The organism is Lentibacillus cibarius, from assembly GCF_005887555.1.
Classification (GTDB): Bacteria; Bacillota; Bacilli; order Bacillales; family Amphibacillaceae; genus Lentibacillus; species Lentibacillus cibarius.
The window spans coordinates 1,164,915-1,182,955 of sequence record NZ_VCIA01000001.1 but is presented as its reverse complement, the minus strand read 5'-3'; the positions used below and the strand labels follow the sequence as shown (position 1 = coordinate 1,182,955).

Sequence of the window (18,041 nt, the reverse complement as noted above, 5' to 3'; positions counted from 1 at the left end):
TAAATTAAATTTTGAAAGGATGACGGAAATGTCAGAGGAAATGTTTGATCTGGATTTATTAAAAAAGATGTTTAAAAGAGCAAGAGAAATTCATACGGACCGTGGATTTCAGAAGCGAGTCGGTTATGGGAAAAAACCAGGCATTATAACGGTCGACCTTGCAAATGCGTGGACTAGACCAGGGCATGCTTTCTCCTGTGAAAACATGGAAGAGGTCATCCCGAATGTGCGTCGTGTGTTAGATGCAGCACGGAAGAAAAATGTGCCAATTTTCCACAGTACGACTGCTTATAATCCGAATGGCTATCAGGATATCGGTAGATGGGCAGACAAAATCCCATTGGACGAATTAAAGCTTGGGGAAGACTGGATTAACATTGATGAAAGGCTAAATCCGCAGAAAGAAGAAGTAGTATTTGTCAAAAAGACAGCCAGTTGTTTTAATGGGACACCATTACAGTATTGGCTAACGACCCATGGTGTAGATACACTTATTGTGGTCGGCGCCACCGCATGTGCTTGCGTACGTCACACTTGTATGGATTCAACTGAGCTTGGGTTCCGAACCATTGTCCCCGAGGGCACTATCGCTGACCGTGTCCCTGGCGCAGTCGAATGGAATCTGTTTGATATTGATGCAAAATTCGGGGACGTGGATCCGTTGGAAAAAGTAATTGATTATCTGAATGATATCGAACCGTTTCAACTAGAGAAGGGGGATACGAGAGAAGAGTCCGTGCGATAAGAAAAAATAAGTAAGAAAATTGAAAGGCAAGCACCTGTACCTAAACAAAAGGTGTTTGCCTTTTACCTTAGCAACAACGATCTTTAAAAAGCATTCATAAGGCGTTTAATCTATAAAACTAGGAAGTAGTATACTTACAGCGTCAACGGAATAGCGTGATGTTACATGCTGTTGCATAGGAAGTGAACCGAACCTGTATCACGAAATACACGCAGACATGACTACCCCCCACTTAGCTGACGCTTGAAGTGGGGAATTCCTGCATCATGAACAAATATTGTATCATTACGTTGCATAAGCAAGTATTAACTTTTTATAAAAATCAATGGATCTTAAGTAGGCGTTCACATCAACATATTCATTTGGCTGGTGGGCCAGTTTTTCATTACCGGGACCATAAATCAGTGTGGGGATTCTGCTTTCGGGGTTTAAAACCGCTCCGTCTGTATAGTAGGGAACCCCGCAAACTGCGTCGGCATTCGTTTCCTTCAGCTCCAAAGCCGTTGTAATAATGGGACTTGATTCATTCGTCAAGATCGATGGCCGATTCAGCCGTTCATGCATCTCAAATGCTGGGGCATCTTCATCAGAAAATAAATCTTGTAAACGCTGCTTCAGTTCCGCAAATAATGCTTCATGGGACTGTGGAGCCACGGTTCTGATATCTATATTCAGGGTGCAACGGTCAGGGATGACGTTTGTTTGCACGCCTCCTTCCATTTTATTCGCTGAAACGCTGCTTTCACCAAGGGGAGACTTGGAAATCTTCCAGTCTAATTTTAACGATTCAACGATTTGGATTACTCGGCCCATCCATTCAACCGCATTAATTCCTTCATCCGGCATGGATCCGTGAGCTGTTTTTCCGAAAGTGACCACTTCCACCCATAACGCACCTTTATGTCCTACGCTGACTTTTTCGTTTGTCGGCTCACCAATCACTAAGGCTTCGACATCACGCATGTCTTCATCTTGTAAGTACTGGCGTGCACCACAGCTATCCACCTCTTCACCGGCCGTTGCCAGAAAAACAATCTCCTTTGACAATGCTCGCTTTTCCTGGAAAATAGATTCCACCGCAAGAAACATAGCCGCAAGACCGCTTTTCATATCAGAGGCACCACGTCCGTATAGCTTATCACCAACCAGTTCACCGGAAAAAGGTGCATATTCCCATGGCTGTTCACCGACCAAAACCGTATCCATATGACCGCAGAAAATGACTTTACCTTTTCCTTCCCCTTTTAAGGAGACATGAAAATTGCTCCTCCCCGATGCAATATCTGTAATGTTATAAGCTAAACCCGTTTCTTCACATCTGTCGGCAAATTTTTTCGTTACCTTGTTTTCGTTGCCTGGCGGGTTAGTACTATCAATTTGAATCAATTCTTGCAGGAATGGAATGGCTTCCTTTTCCATTTAGCTTACCTCCTATTACGGCAGAATAATAGATTAAGACAGGGGAAAGTTACCCCACCCCCTGTCTGCTCATGCCGCTAAGTTATTTATACTAAAGTGTTGTTGTTCCTTGATTTTGTAAGCTTGGGCGTGTTGCTGAAAAGAGGGAGATATCATGATTCGTTGTACCAGTAGTCGCTAATTGGCTTAAGATCTCCCCGACTACACTTGAAAATTTGTACCCGTGACCGGAGAATCCGGCAGCAATGGCCACATGAGCATGTTCCGGATGCAAGTCAATAATGAAATTTTCGTCTGGTGTGTTGGTAAACATACACGTCTTTCCTACATTTAGTCTGCCTGCAGCCTGAGGCATAAACGTTTCCAAAAATTCACGGATGTCTCCCTCATCTTTCGGGTAAATGCCAAATTCTCGATTCATATATTCGGGATCGAGCTCCTCACCGGCATCATAACGTCCAATCTTTAATCCTGTTCCATCAATGCTTGGGAACCCGTAATAGATACCTGTTGGTAAGTCAACAAAAAAGCCCGGGAATCCATCAGCTTGATATAAAGACGCTTCGGCATCAAACCAGCCGATTGTTTGGCGACTTGGCTGAAGCGGTAACTCAAGGTTTAGTTTAGATAATAGCTTTCTGTTCCACGCACCAGCGCTGACAATTAGTTTATCAGCGGTATAGGATCCTTCTTTCGTTTGGACGGTCACGGTGTTTTCCAAGACTTCCAGATCCTCAACAGGTGTATTTGTGATTAAATCAGCGCCAGATTGCGTTGCCAGCCGACGAAAAGCACGGATACAATTCCCGCTGAACAGGACACCTGCTTCTGGTTCATAGCATCCGAAATGTCCATCAGGGGCAGTGATTCCTGGCCAGCGTCTATTGATATCTGCGCCATGATCAAACGTATCGATCGGCAAGGAATATTTTTGTCCGCCCGCGATTGCTTGATTGACAAAGTCCGAACCTTCAGGGCCAAACGTCACCACGCCTGTCTTTCGGAATATAGACTCCGATGTTTTTTCTTGTAGTTCATCCCATAGTTCCTGTGCTCGTATGGCAAGTGGGACATACTCGAATCCTTCCCCGCACGCATGGCGAATAAGCCGCGTATCACCGCTGTGACTTCCGTTTTCATGTGGTGGATCAAACGCATCGATGAGCAATGTTTTTGTTCCTTCCTTAGCTAAATAATACCCGGCGGCCATCCCCATGGAACCAGCTCCAACAACAATCACATCATAGTGTGACGTCATGATACACCTCTCCTTTACGAATTAGATAGAAATCATCTTTCAATTGATAAAGCGTTTTCATCAGTGCGCATGTAAAACGAAGCTCCTCTTCCATACCGTCATTCTTACGTGTGGTGTTAGATAAAATATGTGCTTAGCCCATATGATAGCGGTCATTCAACGGAAGGTAAAATACCTAAAAATGATAAAAGCTATCTCAGAAAATGATATTGCATAGGTTTGCCATCATTGTTACCAATACGTACTAGCTCCCCGGATAAATATGATTGATATGGAATTATTATATTCTAATCTTTCCCCCTGCAGATTTCAGTAACAGTGATGCATACCATCATTTTTAATCATTATACATGAAGGTGAAGGAGTTTTATAATCAGTCTAAGTAGAAGTTGTGATTTGAAAATCCTAAATATAAGCAGGGTATGAGAGAATGTCAGATATTAGAACTAATTTTTTAAAAGAAGAGGGAGGTTATATCGGGAAATCAAAGATGGAGGATAATCATTACGTCAATTCCTTACTAAAGGAACCTTAAATTATTAGAGAGGAGTGGAAGGTGTGGCTTATACACAGAAGAAAATAAAAGAGGAAATAACAATACCACCATATGAGGGGAGAAGCACACTGTTACAACCTGGTGAGGAACTGGTTATTATGGACGTTGATGGGAAACAGGTCGGTGATTTTGTATGCTTTAATAAAAATGATTCCAATGAATTCGTATCACCTGTCCATATGCGAGCGTCACTCAGCAGTATTCGATTAAAGGTTGGTGATCCGCTCTACAGTAATAAACGCCGGCCGCTGATGACGTTGGCAGAAGATACGGTTGGCAAGCACGATTTCTTTTTTCCAGCATGTGACTATTATCGCTATAAAGTAGACTATGGCCTAGAGGATCACCCGAACTGCCACGATAATTTACAAAAGGCTCTGGCAGCGTACGGACTGGGAGAGAAACCAGTTCCGGATCCGATCAACTTATTTATGAATAACGTGCTGGACCAAACAGGAGATTACCAGCTTAGTGAACCATTATCCAAACCCGGTGATTATGTCCGGCTTAAAGCATTGGAGGAAGTGGTTGTCGCATGCTCCACCTGTTCCCAAGATATGGAGCCTGTTAATGGATGGAAAGTGACGTCGCTAAAAATGCAGAAGATGGCGTCGAACGACAAAAGCGGCTTTGGACGAAAGCAAAAATAGCTAAAACAGGGAGTTTGATTAATATGGACATACAAATCGCCGTTGACCTTTTCTAAGGGTTCAACGGCAATTTGTATCTCCTAAAAAGGTGTGACGATGCACCCATTTCTAATACTAAAGTAGGAATATTTTATACGTATCTGAAAACTTATAGTATTATTACATTATGGAAGGAAAGGGAAGGCCTAACATTGCGTATCAATTTGTGAAAGATATTACCCTTTCCCTATGACTGTTAATATTTTTTTGTGGTTTGAAACGCTTATCCTTTAACATTTTATGGTTGTCAAGGCACACAAAACACCAGCCACATGTTTCCACAATTGGCAGTAAAGCAGTGTCAGGGGAATTGGATTTTAAGGAGTTAATAGGTATTACCGACAAAAACGGAATAACAGTCAAACAAGCAGTAGAAGACATGGGTGTTCATTGGGAAGCGTTAGAGCAGGCAACCTTGTCTTCCGATGAATTGGAGCAATTTCTTGAGGTTCATATCGGCAAGGGGACAAATTGCAGGAAAGTAATGCACAAATAGGCGTTGTCACAGGAATAGCCCGTTCCACACGACTGATTGTGACGACCCTTGGTACATCGAACCATACAGGGACAACACCGATGCATAAGTGAAATGATGCACTGGTTGCAATAGCACCGCTCATTAGCTATGTACAGGAAGCAACCCTAAAAATAAATCGGCAGGAAGATCCTTATCTCGTGGCTACGGTGAGTACAGTGAACGCTAAACCAAACGCCATGACGAGTATTCCCGGTAAAGTCCAAATAGGGATAGATATAAGAAATATTAACGATGGTGCCAAGAGAAGCTTGTAATGCCTCGTCTTTCTTATTACCAATCTGAGGGAAAATGGTTTCAACATTTAGCGATTTACCTGACATTTAAAACACCCTTAAAATAATTATGAAAAGCTTGTTAAACAGTAAAAAACCCTCTTCTGGATAAGAAGAGGGTAGAAAAACCTGTACCATGCACTTCTTATCTTCTAAGCATAACGCTTACTGGAATTGGCACAGTACTATAGGAGCCTGTTGCCGAGGTATCAAAGGGCCAGTCCCTCCACCTCTCTGGATAAGAAAATAATTTACAAATAATTTTGATGATTGTCAATGGTAACATGGATTTTTAATGGCGCTGCTACTAACGCGGATTTTGTGTCGCCGGATCATGAGCAGGATGACAACGAGTAATGACCTGAACCTAATCATAAGCGTCATAAAAAGCTGAAGGATAAGGTAGAACACCTTATTCTTCAGCTTTTTTATAATCTTCCATCATAAAAAATCACCAAATTAATAATATTTAATTAAATAGAATTTTAATAATAATGCCATTGACTCTAATATTTCGAATGTATATAATTCCGTGTATAACAATTCGCTTTATTTGGATAATGAAACGAAGAAAAGATTTCATCATTGGGAGGGACATGAAGTATGGAATGGAATAGCTATTATATAATTCCTGTTGTTTATTTAATCTTAATGATTATTGTTGGCGTTGTTGTATCCAAAAAGCAGGATACGCGCGCCGATTTTTATGTAGCAGGGAACAAAATGAACTCTGGTTTATTATTTAGTACTATTTTTTCTACAGTTGTCGGTGCTAACACCTATATGGGGTTCAGCGGGATGGTCTACACTAGCGGGTTTTCCGTGATGTGGATGCTTGTGGCTGCAGGTTCTGCTTATTTCGTTCTATTTTATATCTCCGGTAAAATCAGACGGATAGCACAGGAATTTGAGGTTTTTACCTTACCGGATATTATGGCACTGCGTTATTCTAATTTCGTAGCCTATTTGACCACTCTTTTTTCACTTGTTGCTTTAGTGGGTGGTGCTGGAGGAAGTATCCTTGGCATTGGTGTCATTTTAAATTCAATACTGGGTATCGACACAACTGTCGCTATTCTCATCACATCAGTTGTCACGATTGTTTATACAACCTTTGGTGGATTGATGGGTGTGGCACTTACAGACTGGATTCAGTCGATTATTATGGTTTTAGGGCTAGTCCTTGTCATTATTTTCGGATTACAAGCTCTGTCTCCGGATAGTTCCTGGTTATATGCAACCACGCATGGACATGAATCGTTAAATAGAGTGCTTGGTGACGGTTTTATAAGTGTGACGGAAAGTGCTACGTTTCTTATGGTGCTTGCTTGGGCGATTACATTTTTGCCTTTGAATACAATAAGCCAAACACAAATCCAGCGCGTTTACTCAGCTAAGAGTGTATCAACCATTCAGCGGATAAGTTTATTGATGGTTTGGTTTGTGGCACTATTTATGGCGTTTGGTTTGGCGCTTGTTGGTGGAATTGGAAAAGCATTAATTCCGGACATGGGCAATGCTGAAACGGTATTTCCAATGCTGGCAATGGAAGTTATTAACCCTTGGATTGGCATGATTATCGTTACAGGTATATTGGGGGCTTGCATGTCTACAGTGGACTCGAATTTGTTAGGTGCTGGGATTCATGTTACACGAGATATTTATGAAAAAAATAACGTTCGAAAGGGTAAGGAGATCAATGAGAAGCATACATTATTAATTACGAGATGGACCCTGGTTATTATTGGTGTTTTATCAACCGTTGCGGCTGTCTTAACACCATCTATAATGGAACTATTGCTTATGACCCAAAAAATATTTGCAGGTGCGACTTTCATTCCTATTATGCTTGGGTTGCTCTGGCGTAAAGCAAATACGAATGGTGCTATTTCCGGCATGCTGCTCGGGGGTGGCGCTACCGTTACATGCCAGATAATAGGTACTGCCGTTGATCCGGTTATTGTCGGAATTATTTTCTCCTTAGCAGGTACAGTTGGTGCTAGTCTATTAATAAGGGAAGAAAATGCAAAAGGTGAGCTATTTCAGGTCAAAACAGTCACGAATAAGGATATCATTTTCTTAAGCATTATTCTTATAGGCTATGTATCTTTCTTGATTGGCGCTAATTTCGTTAATGTTTGGCCTGTTTTAATTATCGTTACGCTGCTAGGGTTAACCCTAGGTGCCGTATTACTGGTCATTTATATACTACCTAAACGAAGAATAGAATCGTAGAAGGAGGAAGACATCTTGTACGCAACTATAAATGGAACAAAGCTCTATTTTGATGTGAATGGTGTGGAAACGGAAGTGAAGAACGGTACTATTCAACATAAACCGATTATCTTTGTAATTCATGGTGGGCCGGGTGGCACCCATTTTAGCTTTAAGCCTCATCTTGATCATTTAACGAATCATGCACAGCTGGTGTATGTTGATCAGCGAGGATGCGGATATTCGGAGGAAGGTGACCCGGAAACATATACCTTGGAAAACAATGTGGAGGATATTGAAGCCTTACGAAAATATTTAGGATTGGCGAAGATATGGATCTTGGGGCATTCTTATGGTGGAATGGTTGCAATGAGTTATGCACTCAAGTATCAAGAGAATCTACAAGGACTATTGCTGATAGCTACTTCACCGTCCTATCGTTTTATGGAGAAAGCTAAGCAATATGTTGAAGAAAACGGAAACGACGACCAGAAATTTTATGCAAATAAGTTATGGGAAGGGAACTTTCAGTCAGAAGAAGAATTACAGACATATTATGACGTGATGGACCCGCTATATTCTGTTGCTTCCCAAAATAAGGAATCTAAGCCAAAAGTGAAAGCAAAACGTTCCTATAAAGCACTGAATAAAGGGTTTGGAGAATTTCTTAGGCAATTTGATGTTGTGGAAAATTTGCGCGATATTTGGGTTCCGGTATTAATCATTGCAGGAAAGCATGACTGGATCACGCCGGTCAGTGAGAATCGTATCATTCATGAAAACATTCCGGGAAGCTCGTTCTGTGTATTGGATAACAGTAGCCATAGTGTGTTTGTTGATGAACGGGATGAATGTCTGGCATTGATAGAAAATTTTCTGGCTGATCACAAATGAATTGAACTCGGAAACGATTAAGAAGACTCAAAAATCACTGATCGCATAAGTAATCAGTGGTTTTTTTGTGCGCTAGGCATAAGCCAATCTTTAAGGTTAAAGTCCCGAAAGTGGATACCAGAATAGTTTTCCCACATTTTATTTATAAAAATAATAAATAACTAACATTTGTGTTTTCTATCGCGACCTAATTATTAGAATTATTGAAAAATATAAAATAATGAGGTAACATGGATAACAATCAAATGTAAGCGTTACCAATTATTAGACCAGACGTTATTTATATGCTGGTTAGATTGAATCAAGGAGGATGTTTATGGAAAAAAGAGAACCAACATTTATCGAATCGATACTTGCGCTTTCTTTTATGGTCATTTTTGTTTTTGGTGGGTTTTTCCTTTTTAACCTTGATGTCGCTCTTATGTTAGTCGCATCTGCTGCCTGTGCGGGCTTATTAGCTAAAAGACTGGGATATACATGGAATGATTTAGAAAAGGCTATAGGTGAGCGTCTTATGCGGGCAACACCTGCCATTTTAATTATCTGGACAATTGGAATTGTAATAGCCACATTCATTTTTAGCGGCTCAATCCCTATGTTGATTTTTTATGGAATGCAAATTATTCAGCCTGAATACATTTTCGTAACATCCTTTGTTATTTGTATCATTTTTTCAACTTTAATAGGAAGTTCTTGGGGATCAGGCGGGACAGCAGGTGTAGCATTAATAAGTATAGCAGCTGGGCTAGGAGCACCGTTGGATATAACGGCAGCAGCTATTATTTGTGGGGCAATTTTCGGTGACAAAATGTCCCCTTTATCGGAGACAACGAATTTAGCTTCATTAACCAGTGGCGTAAATATTTATGAACATATTAAATCCATGATGTGGACCACTTTGCCTGCCACAATTATTTCCTTTATCGTTTTTTTTATTGCAGGAAAGAGCGTGAACTTTTCAACTCAAAATGTAGCTACTAATGATTTAGGTCTCGTAAATGACTTGGGGAGTATTTATTCCTGGAACCTTTTATTATTGGTTCCATTTGTCATTATTCTATTGGGAGCAATATTGAAACAGCCCCCTGTCCCCGTTATGCTTACGGCTTGCCTTGTCGCGTTGATCATTGGTGTAACCTATCAAGGTTTTTCATTACAAGATGGAGTAAGTGCGGCCTCAGATGGTTTTGAAGTTAGTATGATTTCTGGTGTAAATCCAGATCAATTATCTTCAGACACACTTTCGTTGCTCAATCGTGGAGGATTTGTATCGATGTTAGGCGTAATCATTATTATATATTGTGGTTACGCGTATACATCTGTTATAAGTGAGGCTGGCTTCTTTAAAAGGGCTTTACACCCGTTAACCAATAGGGTACGGAAACGCGGTCCTTTAGTGGTAATGACGCTGTTGTCACAATCATTATTGTTTATGTTTTCGGGGACTTCATACATTGGATTTCTCATGGTTCCGGAAATGTTCAAAAAGTCCTTTTTAAAAGTTGGAATGGCCGCAAAAACACTTTCAAGAAGTTTAGAGGATGCTGGTACGGTGATTGGTCCCCTAGTGCCTTGGAGTTCAGCAGGTGTATTTTTTTCGAGCACATTAGGTGTTTCCATCTATGGAAGCAGCGGTTATGCGATATGGAGTGTCCTATGTTATGTCACACCTGTGATTGCCATAATTCTGGCTTATACGGGAATTGGTGTCTATAAAATGAGTAAAGAAGAGAAGGAAGAAGCTTTAAATCAATATGAATTGAATAAAACGTCTTAGCGTATCCCACGAAGAAGGTGTAAAGAAAATGAACAAAAATTACAGTGTCATCATCATTGGAGCTGGATCGGTAGGAATGGCGGCAGGGTATTATTTATCTAAGAAAGGTGTAGATACCCTTCTGATTGATGCGTTTGATCCACCACACCGGAAAGGAAGTCATCATGGAGAAACAAGAATGATCCGTCATGGCTCTCATATTTCTTCAAAAGGAGGCCAACATTTTGTTCCGCTTGTTCAAAGGGCACAAGAACTGTGGCTTCAACTTGAAAAGGAGTCGGAAGACAGGTTATTCATTCCAACAGGAAATTTAACAGTAAGTGAAGCTGATTCCTCCTTTATGAAAGGAATTGTGGAAGAAGGGAAAAAGTATTCTCCATTAGAGATATTAAATGCAGATGAAATCAAGAAAAATTGGCCGGGATTTACCATTCCGGAGCATTTTAAGGGGTGTTTTGAACCCTTATCTGGTGTGCTTCTTAATGAAAAATGTGTATATGCTTATAAGGAACTCAGGATAAAAAATAAGGCTGCATTGCTAACCAATACGAATGTTAAGTCCATCGATTTTTTTAATCAGGGGGTCACTGTAAATACGGAAGAAGGTTCGTATCATGCTGATAAAGTGCTTGTTTGTGCGGGCGCCTGGACTGGAAAAATCCTATCTTCCTTAGATTTACCTTTGAACCCGGTACGAAAAACTTTTGCTTGGTTCGAAGCCGACGATCTTTCTTTGCAATATCCACAACTGCCGAGTTTTTACTTTCATGTCGAAAACCAAATCTATTACGGCTTTCCGAATATTAATGGGAGTGGGGTTAAGCTCGGAAGGTCAGATTCGGAAAAGCGCATTGAACCTGATTTTATGAGACAAGATTTCGGAAAATACGCTAGTGATGAGGGAGATTTAAGAAACTTTCTGGATAGATTTTTACCACAAGCGTCAGGAAAGTTAAAAAAGGGCAAAGCCTGTTTGGCAACCAATGCCCCTGATAAGCAATTTATTGTTGATCAACATCCTGAATATCCTCATGTTTATATTTCAGGTGGCTATTCCGGGAGAGGTTTTCAGATTAGTAGTGTTCTAGGAGAAATACTAAGTCAATTAATAACTGAGGGAAGTACAACCCATGACATTTCTGCTTTTTCTTTATTGGATAGAAGGTTGGGTTGAAAGTAGTTTTGTTAAAGGCATGGTAGTTATAATCCAAAACCAACGTCTTAGTCTTTACCAAGTCTAATCAATTGTTTATTTATAAAAAAGGTGGTAAATAGAATGGAAGGTAAGTATAGTGTCGTGATTGTGGGTGCTGGTTCAGTTGGAATGGCGGCTGGTTACTACTTAGCAAAGAACGGTATGGATGTTTTGTTGATTGACGCCAATAGTCCCCCTCATGACAAGGGTAGTCATCATGGGGAGACAAGATTGATCCGTCATGCCACTGGGGAAGGTGCCGAATATGTAAATCTAGCATTAAAAGCACAGGACAACTGGCACGAATTAGAAAAAGAATCGGGAAAAACATTGTTTATTCCCACCGGAACTTTAATGGTAGGTGAAAATGATACCCCATTTATACAACAAACAATAAAAAGTGCTGAAGAACACGGGTTGGAATTGGAGGAATTTAGTTCAAAAGACGTAATGAGACGTTGGCCTGGTTTTGATTTACCTGATCATTTCACGGGTTATTATGAGCGTTCATCTGGTGCCCTTTTAAATGAACAGTGCATTGGAGCTTATAGGCAAGAATTATTAAAATATAACGCAGAAATAGTAGAAAATACGAAAGTCAATACACTGGAATCCCATGAAAATGGTGTTGGTGTAAACACCACTAAAGGAATGTTTTATGGAGATCAAGTGATTATTGCTGTAGGTGCCTGGATTGGAGAACTATTATCATCCTTAAAACTATCAATCCAAACTGTACGAAAGACACTAGGATGGTTTGGTACAGAGGGAACCCTATATAAGTATCCTTTCCTTCCAAGTTTTTATTTTAGCTACGAAGGTCACAAATATTATGGATTCCCGGATATCACTGGTAGTGGTGTGAAAATAGGGCGGAACGATTCAGAAAGGGATATTGTGCCAGATTTACTAGAACAGGATTTTGGTAAATACGATAATGATCAAGGGGATTTAAATAAGTTTATCAAAAGGTTTCTGCCAGGTCTTTCAGGCCAATTCAATTATGGAAGAACTTGTATGATCTCTAAAACGCCAGACAAAGATTTTATCATTGATCGTCATCCGGAAAATAATCATGTTTTAGTTGCTGGCGGTTTTTCCGGACATGGATTTAAGTATGCCAGTATTCTCGGAGAAATAATTAGTGAAATGATTATTGATGGGAAGTCTAAACACCCATTACCTGATAAATTTTCTATTACCAGGGAAAATATAAGAAATGAGAAGATAGTGAGATACTAAGCTAAAGTACTCTATCGGTGGCAATAGGGAACAAGTTAAAGGTTCCCATCAAGAAGAACCGATCTCTTCAGGGAAAGAAAACACCTTAGCCCATAAAAAAGCCTTACCAAGCATCTAAAGCGTAGATGCTGGTAAGGCTTTTTCCGGTACACGTTCGCGACTGTTATCCAACTTTCACATTAAACGACCGTTTCATCTTCCGAATCATCTGTATTGTCTGCACTTGCAATCTTTGTTATGCCTAGTCCGGTATAGCCAAGGATAATGGCAAAAAAGAAGCCGACATAACACAATATCGCCCATGGTGCATAGCTAAGGGTAGGGACTCCGAGCGTTCCGGCCATGAATACACCTGCAGAAGACCATGGGATGAGCGGCACGACAACCGTACCGGAGTCTTCCAGGGTTCGGGAAAGGTTTTTCGCATGTAATTTATTTTTCCGATACGAATCTTTATAAATTTCTCCGGGTACGATAATAGATAAATAGGAATTCCCGGTGACAAGTGCCATGGTGATACACGAGAGTACGGTTGTTAAAATGAAGTCGCCTGTTCGTTTCACGACTTTCATAAGGGTTCGGATGATGATTTCCAGGGAACCAGATTTGGTTATAATTCCTGCAAAAATAAAGGCACTAAAAGCAATGAGAACAACGCCGGTCATGGATTGCATGCCGCCCTGGTTCACAAGCCTGGTTACTTCCCAAATGACACTGTCTGGGTTAAACCCGGCGCGGTTTACCATGGATACATCAAATCCGGAAACCGTGGAAGCAAAAATATCGACCGGTTTAAAGCCTTGGATGAATTTGGCCAATACTGCCGCCACTATCGATGACAGGATAATCGTTGGCAGAGTCGGTTTTTTCCGAATGGATCCGTACAGAATAATTGCCGGCGGTAGTAACAGCAAGAAATTCCAATGGAACATTTCAGCGAGCGTCTGGAGCATACCATTCATTGTTTCAGGTGTGGATACGTTATCTCCGGACAAGTTAAAGCCGACAAATAAATAGACGAGAATACTCACGATAGCTGCTGGGACGGTCGTCCAAAGCATGTGGCGGATATGCTCGTATAACTCGCTTCCAGCAGCAACAGGGGCAAGGTTGGTTGTGTCGGAAAGCGGTGATAGTTTATCCCCGAAGTAAGCACCAGCCACAATCGCCCCAGCAGTTGCCGGTAAATTGGCGCCAAGTCCAGTTGCGATACCCATTAACGCTACCCCGACCGTACCCGCAGATCCCCACGAGGTACCCGTCACAATCGAGATAATTGCCGATACGACAAAGGCAATCAGCACGATAAAGGAAGGGTCGATCATTTTTAATCCGTAGTAAATCATCATAGGAATGGTTCCGGAAATCATCCAGGTTCCTATCAAAATCCCGATAGAGATCAGAATGAGGATGGCCGGCATGGCTTGTTTAATTTTTTCTTGGATGCCTTCCATCATGTCATCCCATGATAACCCCAGGCGAACGGCGATGATTCCGGCGTAAAGAGAAGCTAAAATGAGTAAGGGTTCCGGATCGAAGCCGTATACGCCGTAACCAATGGCTAATAAAAGCAGCATGACGACTATCGGTGAAAAAGCTTCAAATAAGTTCGGCTGTCTTTTCATCGTTTTTCCTCCTACTTCACGTTTTTGAAAAGTGTGGTTGTTTAACTTTCAAATGTCCCTTTAACGAGTATTTCTTTATCCTTCATCATGTGTCGCCCCTTGGCAAACACATGCTGGATGGACAGGGATTCCTTGTCCAAAATGAGTACATCGGCATCGTTTGTTTCCTGGATACTTCCTTTAGTCGAAAACTTTAATGCTGTTGCTGTATTGGTTGTCACGAGAGGTAAAATTTCTTCTAACGCCATTCCGTGCTCCTTCACGGCTGTGGTGACTTGCTGGAACAACGTCCGTGTGCTCGCGACGCCAAACCCTGCCAGATTTCCGGATTCATCAAACTTAGGCAAGCTTCCATTTCCATCCGATGATAGAGTCAGGTGTCGCATATCGCCTTCGTTTTCTTTGTAGTACGTTATCCATTCGCCAGTATCGTGGGCTGCGGTAATATCGACGTACGCGCCTTTGTTGGCAAGTGCCATCGCATCATCGAACAATTCCCGGCTACGACTGATGTGAGTTGCATAAAGCTGGGATGCAGGAATCTCGTAATTCTCTAACAGTTGATGCAGAGGAGATAGATATTCCTTTCCGGGGCCAGTGTGAAAGTGGGTTACCCCTGCTTTTCCGCTTAACATTCCGCCGACCCGAGCGTCCGCGACGATTTTTGCCAATTCGTGCAGTGAAGGCTGGCCGGAGCGGGAATCGGATATGGCTATTTCCCCAGCGCCGATAACTTTATCAATTAGCATGACGTCATCTTTCACATTTGCCGTAATTGTTGGCGTTGGAACGGCATAGTTTCCAGTGTAAATAAAGGTGGTCATCCCTTCTTCCTCTAGTCCCCGTGCTTTGGCCAAAAGGGATGTCATATGCCTTGTCGTGCCGTCCGTGCCTAAGAGACCAACAACCGTTGTAATCCCTGATTGAATCATGTCACTGAGTTGGATTTCTGGTGTGCGAGTGGCGAATCCGCCTTCCCCACCGCCGCCAGTCAAGTGAACATGTGGGTCAATGAATCCCGGGGTGACGACGGAACCCGCTGCATCAATCACTTCGTAGTTGACGCCTATGTTGGCAACGGCTTGCTCGTCGATTGCTCCTATCTTGGCTATTTTTTCATTGATGAGTAGAATAGATGTTTTGCCCAGTGGTTCTGGTGCATAAACTTCTCCGTTTTTAATCATGGTAATCATGCTGTTGACCTCCAATTAATGAACATTAGTTATATTTAGAAAATTCAATGTAAAAGATAAGTGTATACATGCACCACCTCCGTATTGTTTCCTCTGAAAATATTAAGCAAAAATCATGCCAAAATCCCAAAACTGTCAAAAAGGTACGTACGGGACTGGGTTAAGAGATTAAGGTGTTTTTTTGGGTGGAGTGGCAACCTATAAAACACCCTATATACTAAAGGCGCTCCAAGACATGCATCCCTAGTTGCGTGATTTTTGTACCTTGCTTTTTTGACCCAATCTGTACACAGGTGTAGCGTTTGAGCATGTCAAGTCTTGAACGCAACTGACTTTCGGAAATAGGAATTGTCATCATAGATTTGAGCGTGTTTCGCCCAATCCCAACATGCTGGTTTTGATTCAGCGACAGGCATTGTAGAATCTCTTTAAACACGTGTCCATCCCCAGTGTTTTTCAGTAAGTTTACAATCCTATCTATTTTAGGCTCATCAACGTTTCCTTCCTTGATGTGGCCGGGGAGGTCGTCCAGTGTTGGTTCGGTCCCATCGACAATGACAGAGAGATATGTGACGAGCGCTTCCAACTCCCTGACATTACCGGGCCAGCGATAAGCAAAAAGTTTTTCCATCACCTCGGGGGAAAAGTGCATCTGTATGTTTTTTTGCTCTAAGAAATATTCGATGAGCGCTGGAATATCCTCCGTCCGCTCCCGTAACGGTGGGATTTCTAGTGGTAATTGATTCAAGCGGTAAAACAAATCTTCGCGAAATGTCCCTTCTTTGATCATATGTTCCGGATGTTTGTTCGTAGCAGCAATAACACGTACATTGGTGGGCACCACTTTATTACCGCCAACACGCATTACCTGTTTTTCTTGGAGCACTCTTAGGATGGCCGCTTGAATTTTTAAAGGGGCATCACCAATTTCATCCAAAAAGATGGTTCCACTTTGTGCCAGTTCAAATAAACCCGGATTCCCGCCACGCATGGCGCCCGTAAAGGCTCCTTCCGCATAGCCGAACAGTTCGCTTTCAGCAAGGGATTCCGTGATTCCGGCAAAGTTCACGGCTACAAAAGGCCCATTACTTCTTGAGGAATGCTCGTGAATGGCTTGGGCAAAAATCTCTTTTCCCGTTCCGCTTTCACCTGTAATTAGTACTGTATACTCGCTTCGAGCCAGTTTTTTCGCAATATCCCTCGTTTGCATCATCAGTTGGCTGTCACCGGCGTTATCGGCAAAGGTATATTTTGTCGTCAAGCCGGATTCTGTCTTTTTCTTACGGATTTCCTGTTCCATTCGCTGTACGTGAGTGACATCTTGAAAAGTCACGATGATACCGGTAAAAACTCCATTCATTTCTAGCGGATTCATCGTAGTAACTAAATGCAACCCTTGTATCTGGAGCGTTTGCCGTGGCATGGGTTCTTTTGTTTTCATTACCTGTTCAATTGGAAAGCCACGTAGTACCTCGGTCCAACGTTTATTTAAAGCCGCTTGACCATCAATACCTAAAATCTTGCTGGCTTCCTGGTTGAAAAGGCTGATGTTTCCTTCCGGACTGACAAAAATAATCCCTTCTTGTGCCGCATCTAACACCGCTTCCAAATAAGAATTTATATCATGTTCATTTTGTGATGCGGTTGCAAGTTCACGGCCAATCCGGACAAAATTCCGCACATAATCCATCGTCATACGGTTGGCTTGGTGGAGCGTTTGTCCAAGGGCTTTAGCGATTTCGAATAATGTGCTCAGATCCAGTCGCCGGTTACCTAAATCAAGCACGCGACCCATCCCCTCAGGAACCAAATCGACTAAGCCGTGTGTAATTGCTACATCGATACCAGAAAGGTCCGGCAGTTCGGCCATATCTGGTGAATAAGCGGTAAAATGTAAATAATTAAATCCTAACCTCTCCAGCATTGCCACGGATTCGTAGGCAACATCCTCGGCATTACTGACCAGCAAACATTCGGTACCTTCAGGCAGTTCAAATAGCATTTCTAGTTTATTAAAATCAATGGATCGATTAGCAATGAAAAGGGGAGCTGTTACTTTCGACGTCTCGACAATGTCCTGATGGAGGTTGTCCGTCCCCGATGACAGAATCAAATCCACACCCTCTAGATCAACTGGTGGAAAGTGATTGCTACGCAGCTGAATGTCTTTGCCAAAAGTTTCCCTGATGTTATCCCGAAATGTGTAATAAAGCCCAACTTCTTTTGTCAGAATGAGGATAACAGGATGTTTCATATTGCTCACTCCAATCGCTGTATGGTAGATGTTTCCTTACTAGGTGGAGAATAAAAGGAAGGTCGATGAAAGCTATACTTATTATACATGCTAGAATTGGGATGTTAATAGAAAATTTATCACACATGAAAACGGGGTGTAAAAGATGACCCTCTTTTGGGTATGTCGGC

General features: G+C 41.8%; 14 protein-coding genes and 1 riboswitch. Of the genes, 8 read left to right on the top strand and 6 right to left on the bottom strand.

Annotated features, from left to right (window positions below):
* Positions 1–28: 28 nt before the first annotated feature.
* Complete coding sequence (locus FFL34_RS05675) at positions 29–745, top strand: isochorismatase family protein (RefSeq protein WP_138602279.1); 717 nt, start codon at positions 29–31, stop codon at positions 743–745.
* Between the two features lie 285 nt (positions 746–1,030).
* Here FFL34_RS05675 and FFL34_RS05670 read toward each other — a convergent pair whose 3' ends face one another.
* Together FFL34_RS05670 and solA (FFL34_RS05665) are read right to left on the bottom strand one after the other, a co-directional pair.
* Entirely contained in the window at positions 1,031–2,164 is a 1,134-nt protein-coding gene (locus tag FFL34_RS05670) for a M20 family metallopeptidase (RefSeq protein ID WP_138602277.1), read from the bottom strand.
* A gap of 91 nt (positions 2,165–2,255) precedes the next feature.
* Positions 2,256–3,422: an N-methyl-L-tryptophan oxidase gene (gene solA, locus FFL34_RS05665; protein WP_138602275.1), complete on the bottom strand. Its 1,167-nt coding sequence runs from the start codon at positions 3,420–3,422 to the stop codon at positions 2,256–2,258.
* Between the two features lie 558 nt (positions 3,423–3,980).
* Between solA (FFL34_RS05665) and FFL34_RS05660 the strand changes: the two genes are divergently transcribed.
* Both FFL34_RS05660 and FFL34_RS05655 read left to right on the top strand, forming a co-directional pair.
* Positions 3,981–4,628, top strand: a complete 648-nt coding sequence (locus FFL34_RS05660) for a DUF1989 domain-containing protein (RefSeq protein WP_138602273.1) — start codon at positions 3,981–3,983, stop codon at positions 4,626–4,628.
* 337 nt (positions 4,629–4,965) lie between these two features.
* Positions 4,966–5,163 (top strand): hypothetical protein, encoded by a 198-nt coding sequence (locus FFL34_RS05655; protein ID WP_138602271.1) that lies wholly within the window; start codon positions 4,966–4,968, stop codon positions 5,161–5,163.
* A gap of 146 nt (positions 5,164–5,309) precedes the next feature.
* On the opposite strand, the gene FFL34_RS05650 is transcribed toward FFL34_RS05655, so the two are convergent.
* On the bottom strand, positions 5,310–5,525 hold the full coding sequence (locus tag FFL34_RS05650) for a hypothetical protein (RefSeq protein WP_138602269.1): 216 nt from the start codon (positions 5,523–5,525) through the stop codon (positions 5,310–5,312).
* A 94-nt stretch (positions 5,526–5,619) separates the two neighbouring features.
* Positions 5,620–5,722: riboswitch (SAM riboswitch) on the bottom strand.
* Between the two features lie 358 nt (positions 5,723–6,080).
* Between FFL34_RS05650 and FFL34_RS05645 the strand changes: the two genes are divergently transcribed.
* The 5 genes from FFL34_RS05645 (at position 6,081) to solA (FFL34_RS05625) (ending at position 12,799) form a co-directional block, all read left to right on the top strand.
* Positions 6,081–7,712 carry a sodium:solute symporter family protein gene (locus tag FFL34_RS05645; protein WP_138602267.1) on the top strand — a complete coding sequence of 544 codons (1,632 nt, stop codon included), beginning with the start codon at positions 6,081–6,083 and terminating at the stop codon, positions 7,710–7,712.
* A 15-nt stretch (positions 7,713–7,727) separates the two neighbouring features.
* A complete protein-coding gene (locus FFL34_RS05640) occupies positions 7,728–8,585 on the top strand; it encodes an alpha/beta fold hydrolase (protein ID WP_138602265.1) in 858 nt (285 codons plus the stop codon).
* Positions 8,586–8,901: 316 nt separating this feature from the next.
* The gene (nhaC, locus tag FFL34_RS05635) at positions 8,902–10,362 is read left to right on the top strand and encodes a Na+/H+ antiporter NhaC (protein ID WP_171046285.1); all 1,461 of its coding nucleotides are present in this window, start codon (positions 8,902–8,904) and stop codon (positions 10,360–10,362) included.
* A gap of 28 nt (positions 10,363–10,390) precedes the next feature.
* Positions 10,391–11,536 (top strand): N-methyl-L-tryptophan oxidase, encoded by a 1,146-nt coding sequence (gene solA, locus FFL34_RS05630; RefSeq protein WP_138602261.1) that lies wholly within the window; start codon positions 10,391–10,393, stop codon positions 11,534–11,536.
* A gap of 102 nt (positions 11,537–11,638) precedes the next feature.
* Positions 11,639–12,799, top strand: a complete 1,161-nt coding sequence (gene solA / locus FFL34_RS05625; RefSeq protein WP_138602259.1) for an N-methyl-L-tryptophan oxidase — start codon at positions 11,639–11,641, stop codon at positions 12,797–12,799.
* A 179-nt stretch (positions 12,800–12,978) separates the two neighbouring features.
* Here the strand turns inward: solA (FFL34_RS05625) and nhaC (FFL34_RS05620) are convergent, their stop codons facing one another.
* The 3 genes from nhaC (FFL34_RS05620) to FFL34_RS05610 form a co-directional block, all read right to left on the bottom strand.
* Complete coding sequence (gene nhaC, locus FFL34_RS05620; protein ID WP_138602257.1) at positions 12,979–14,424, bottom strand: Na+/H+ antiporter NhaC; 1,446 nt, start codon at positions 14,422–14,424, stop codon at positions 12,979–12,981.
* A 41-nt stretch (positions 14,425–14,465) separates the two neighbouring features.
* Positions 14,466–15,617 (bottom strand): beta-aspartyl-peptidase, encoded by a 1,152-nt coding sequence (gene iadA, locus FFL34_RS05615; protein ID WP_138602255.1) that lies wholly within the window; start codon positions 15,615–15,617, stop codon positions 14,466–14,468.
* Between the two features lie 217 nt (positions 15,618–15,834).
* Positions 15,835–17,871 carry a sigma-54 interaction domain-containing protein gene (locus FFL34_RS05610; protein ID WP_138602253.1) on the bottom strand — a complete coding sequence of 679 codons (2,037 nt, stop codon included), beginning with the start codon at positions 17,869–17,871 and terminating at the stop codon, positions 15,835–15,837.
* Positions 17,872–18,041 lie beyond the last annotated feature (170 nt).

Excerpts from the sequence above, each read along its gene's own strand:
- solA (WP_138602259.1), top strand. The coding sequence starts at position 11,639 with ATGGAAGGTAAGTATAGTGTCGTGATTGTGGGTGCTGGTTCAGTTGGA.
- FFL34_RS05645 (WP_138602267.1), top strand. The coding sequence starts at position 6,081 with ATGGAATGGAATAGCTATTATATAATTCCTGTTGTTTATTTAATCTTA.
- FFL34_RS05610 (WP_138602253.1), bottom strand. The coding sequence starts at position 17,871 with ATGAAACATCCTGTTATCCTCATTCTGACAAAAGAAGTTGGGCTTTAT.
- nhaC (WP_138602257.1), bottom strand. The coding sequence starts at position 14,424 with ATGAAAAGACAGCCGAACTTATTTGAAGCTTTTTCACCGATAGTCGTC.
- solA (WP_138602261.1), top strand. The coding sequence starts at position 10,391 with ATGAACAAAAATTACAGTGTCATCATCATTGGAGCTGGATCGGTAGGA.
- FFL34_RS05670 (WP_138602277.1), bottom strand. The coding sequence starts at position 2,164 with ATGGAAAAGGAAGCCATTCCATTCCTGCAAGAATTGATTCAAATTGAT.
- FFL34_RS05675 (WP_138602279.1), top strand. The coding sequence starts at position 29 with ATGTCAGAGGAAATGTTTGATCTGGATTTATTAAAAAAGATGTTTAAA.
- FFL34_RS05650 (WP_138602269.1), bottom strand. The coding sequence starts at position 5,525 with ATGTCAGGTAAATCGCTAAATGTTGAAACCATTTTCCCTCAGATTGGT.
- solA (WP_138602275.1), bottom strand. The coding sequence starts at position 3,422 with ATGACGTCACACTATGATGTGATTGTTGTTGGAGCTGGTTCCATGGGG.
- iadA (WP_138602255.1), bottom strand. The coding sequence starts at position 15,617 with ATGATTACCATGATTAAAAACGGAGAAGTTTATGCACCAGAACCACTG.
- nhaC (WP_171046285.1), top strand. The coding sequence starts at position 8,902 with ATGGAAAAAAGAGAACCAACATTTATCGAATCGATACTTGCGCTTTCT.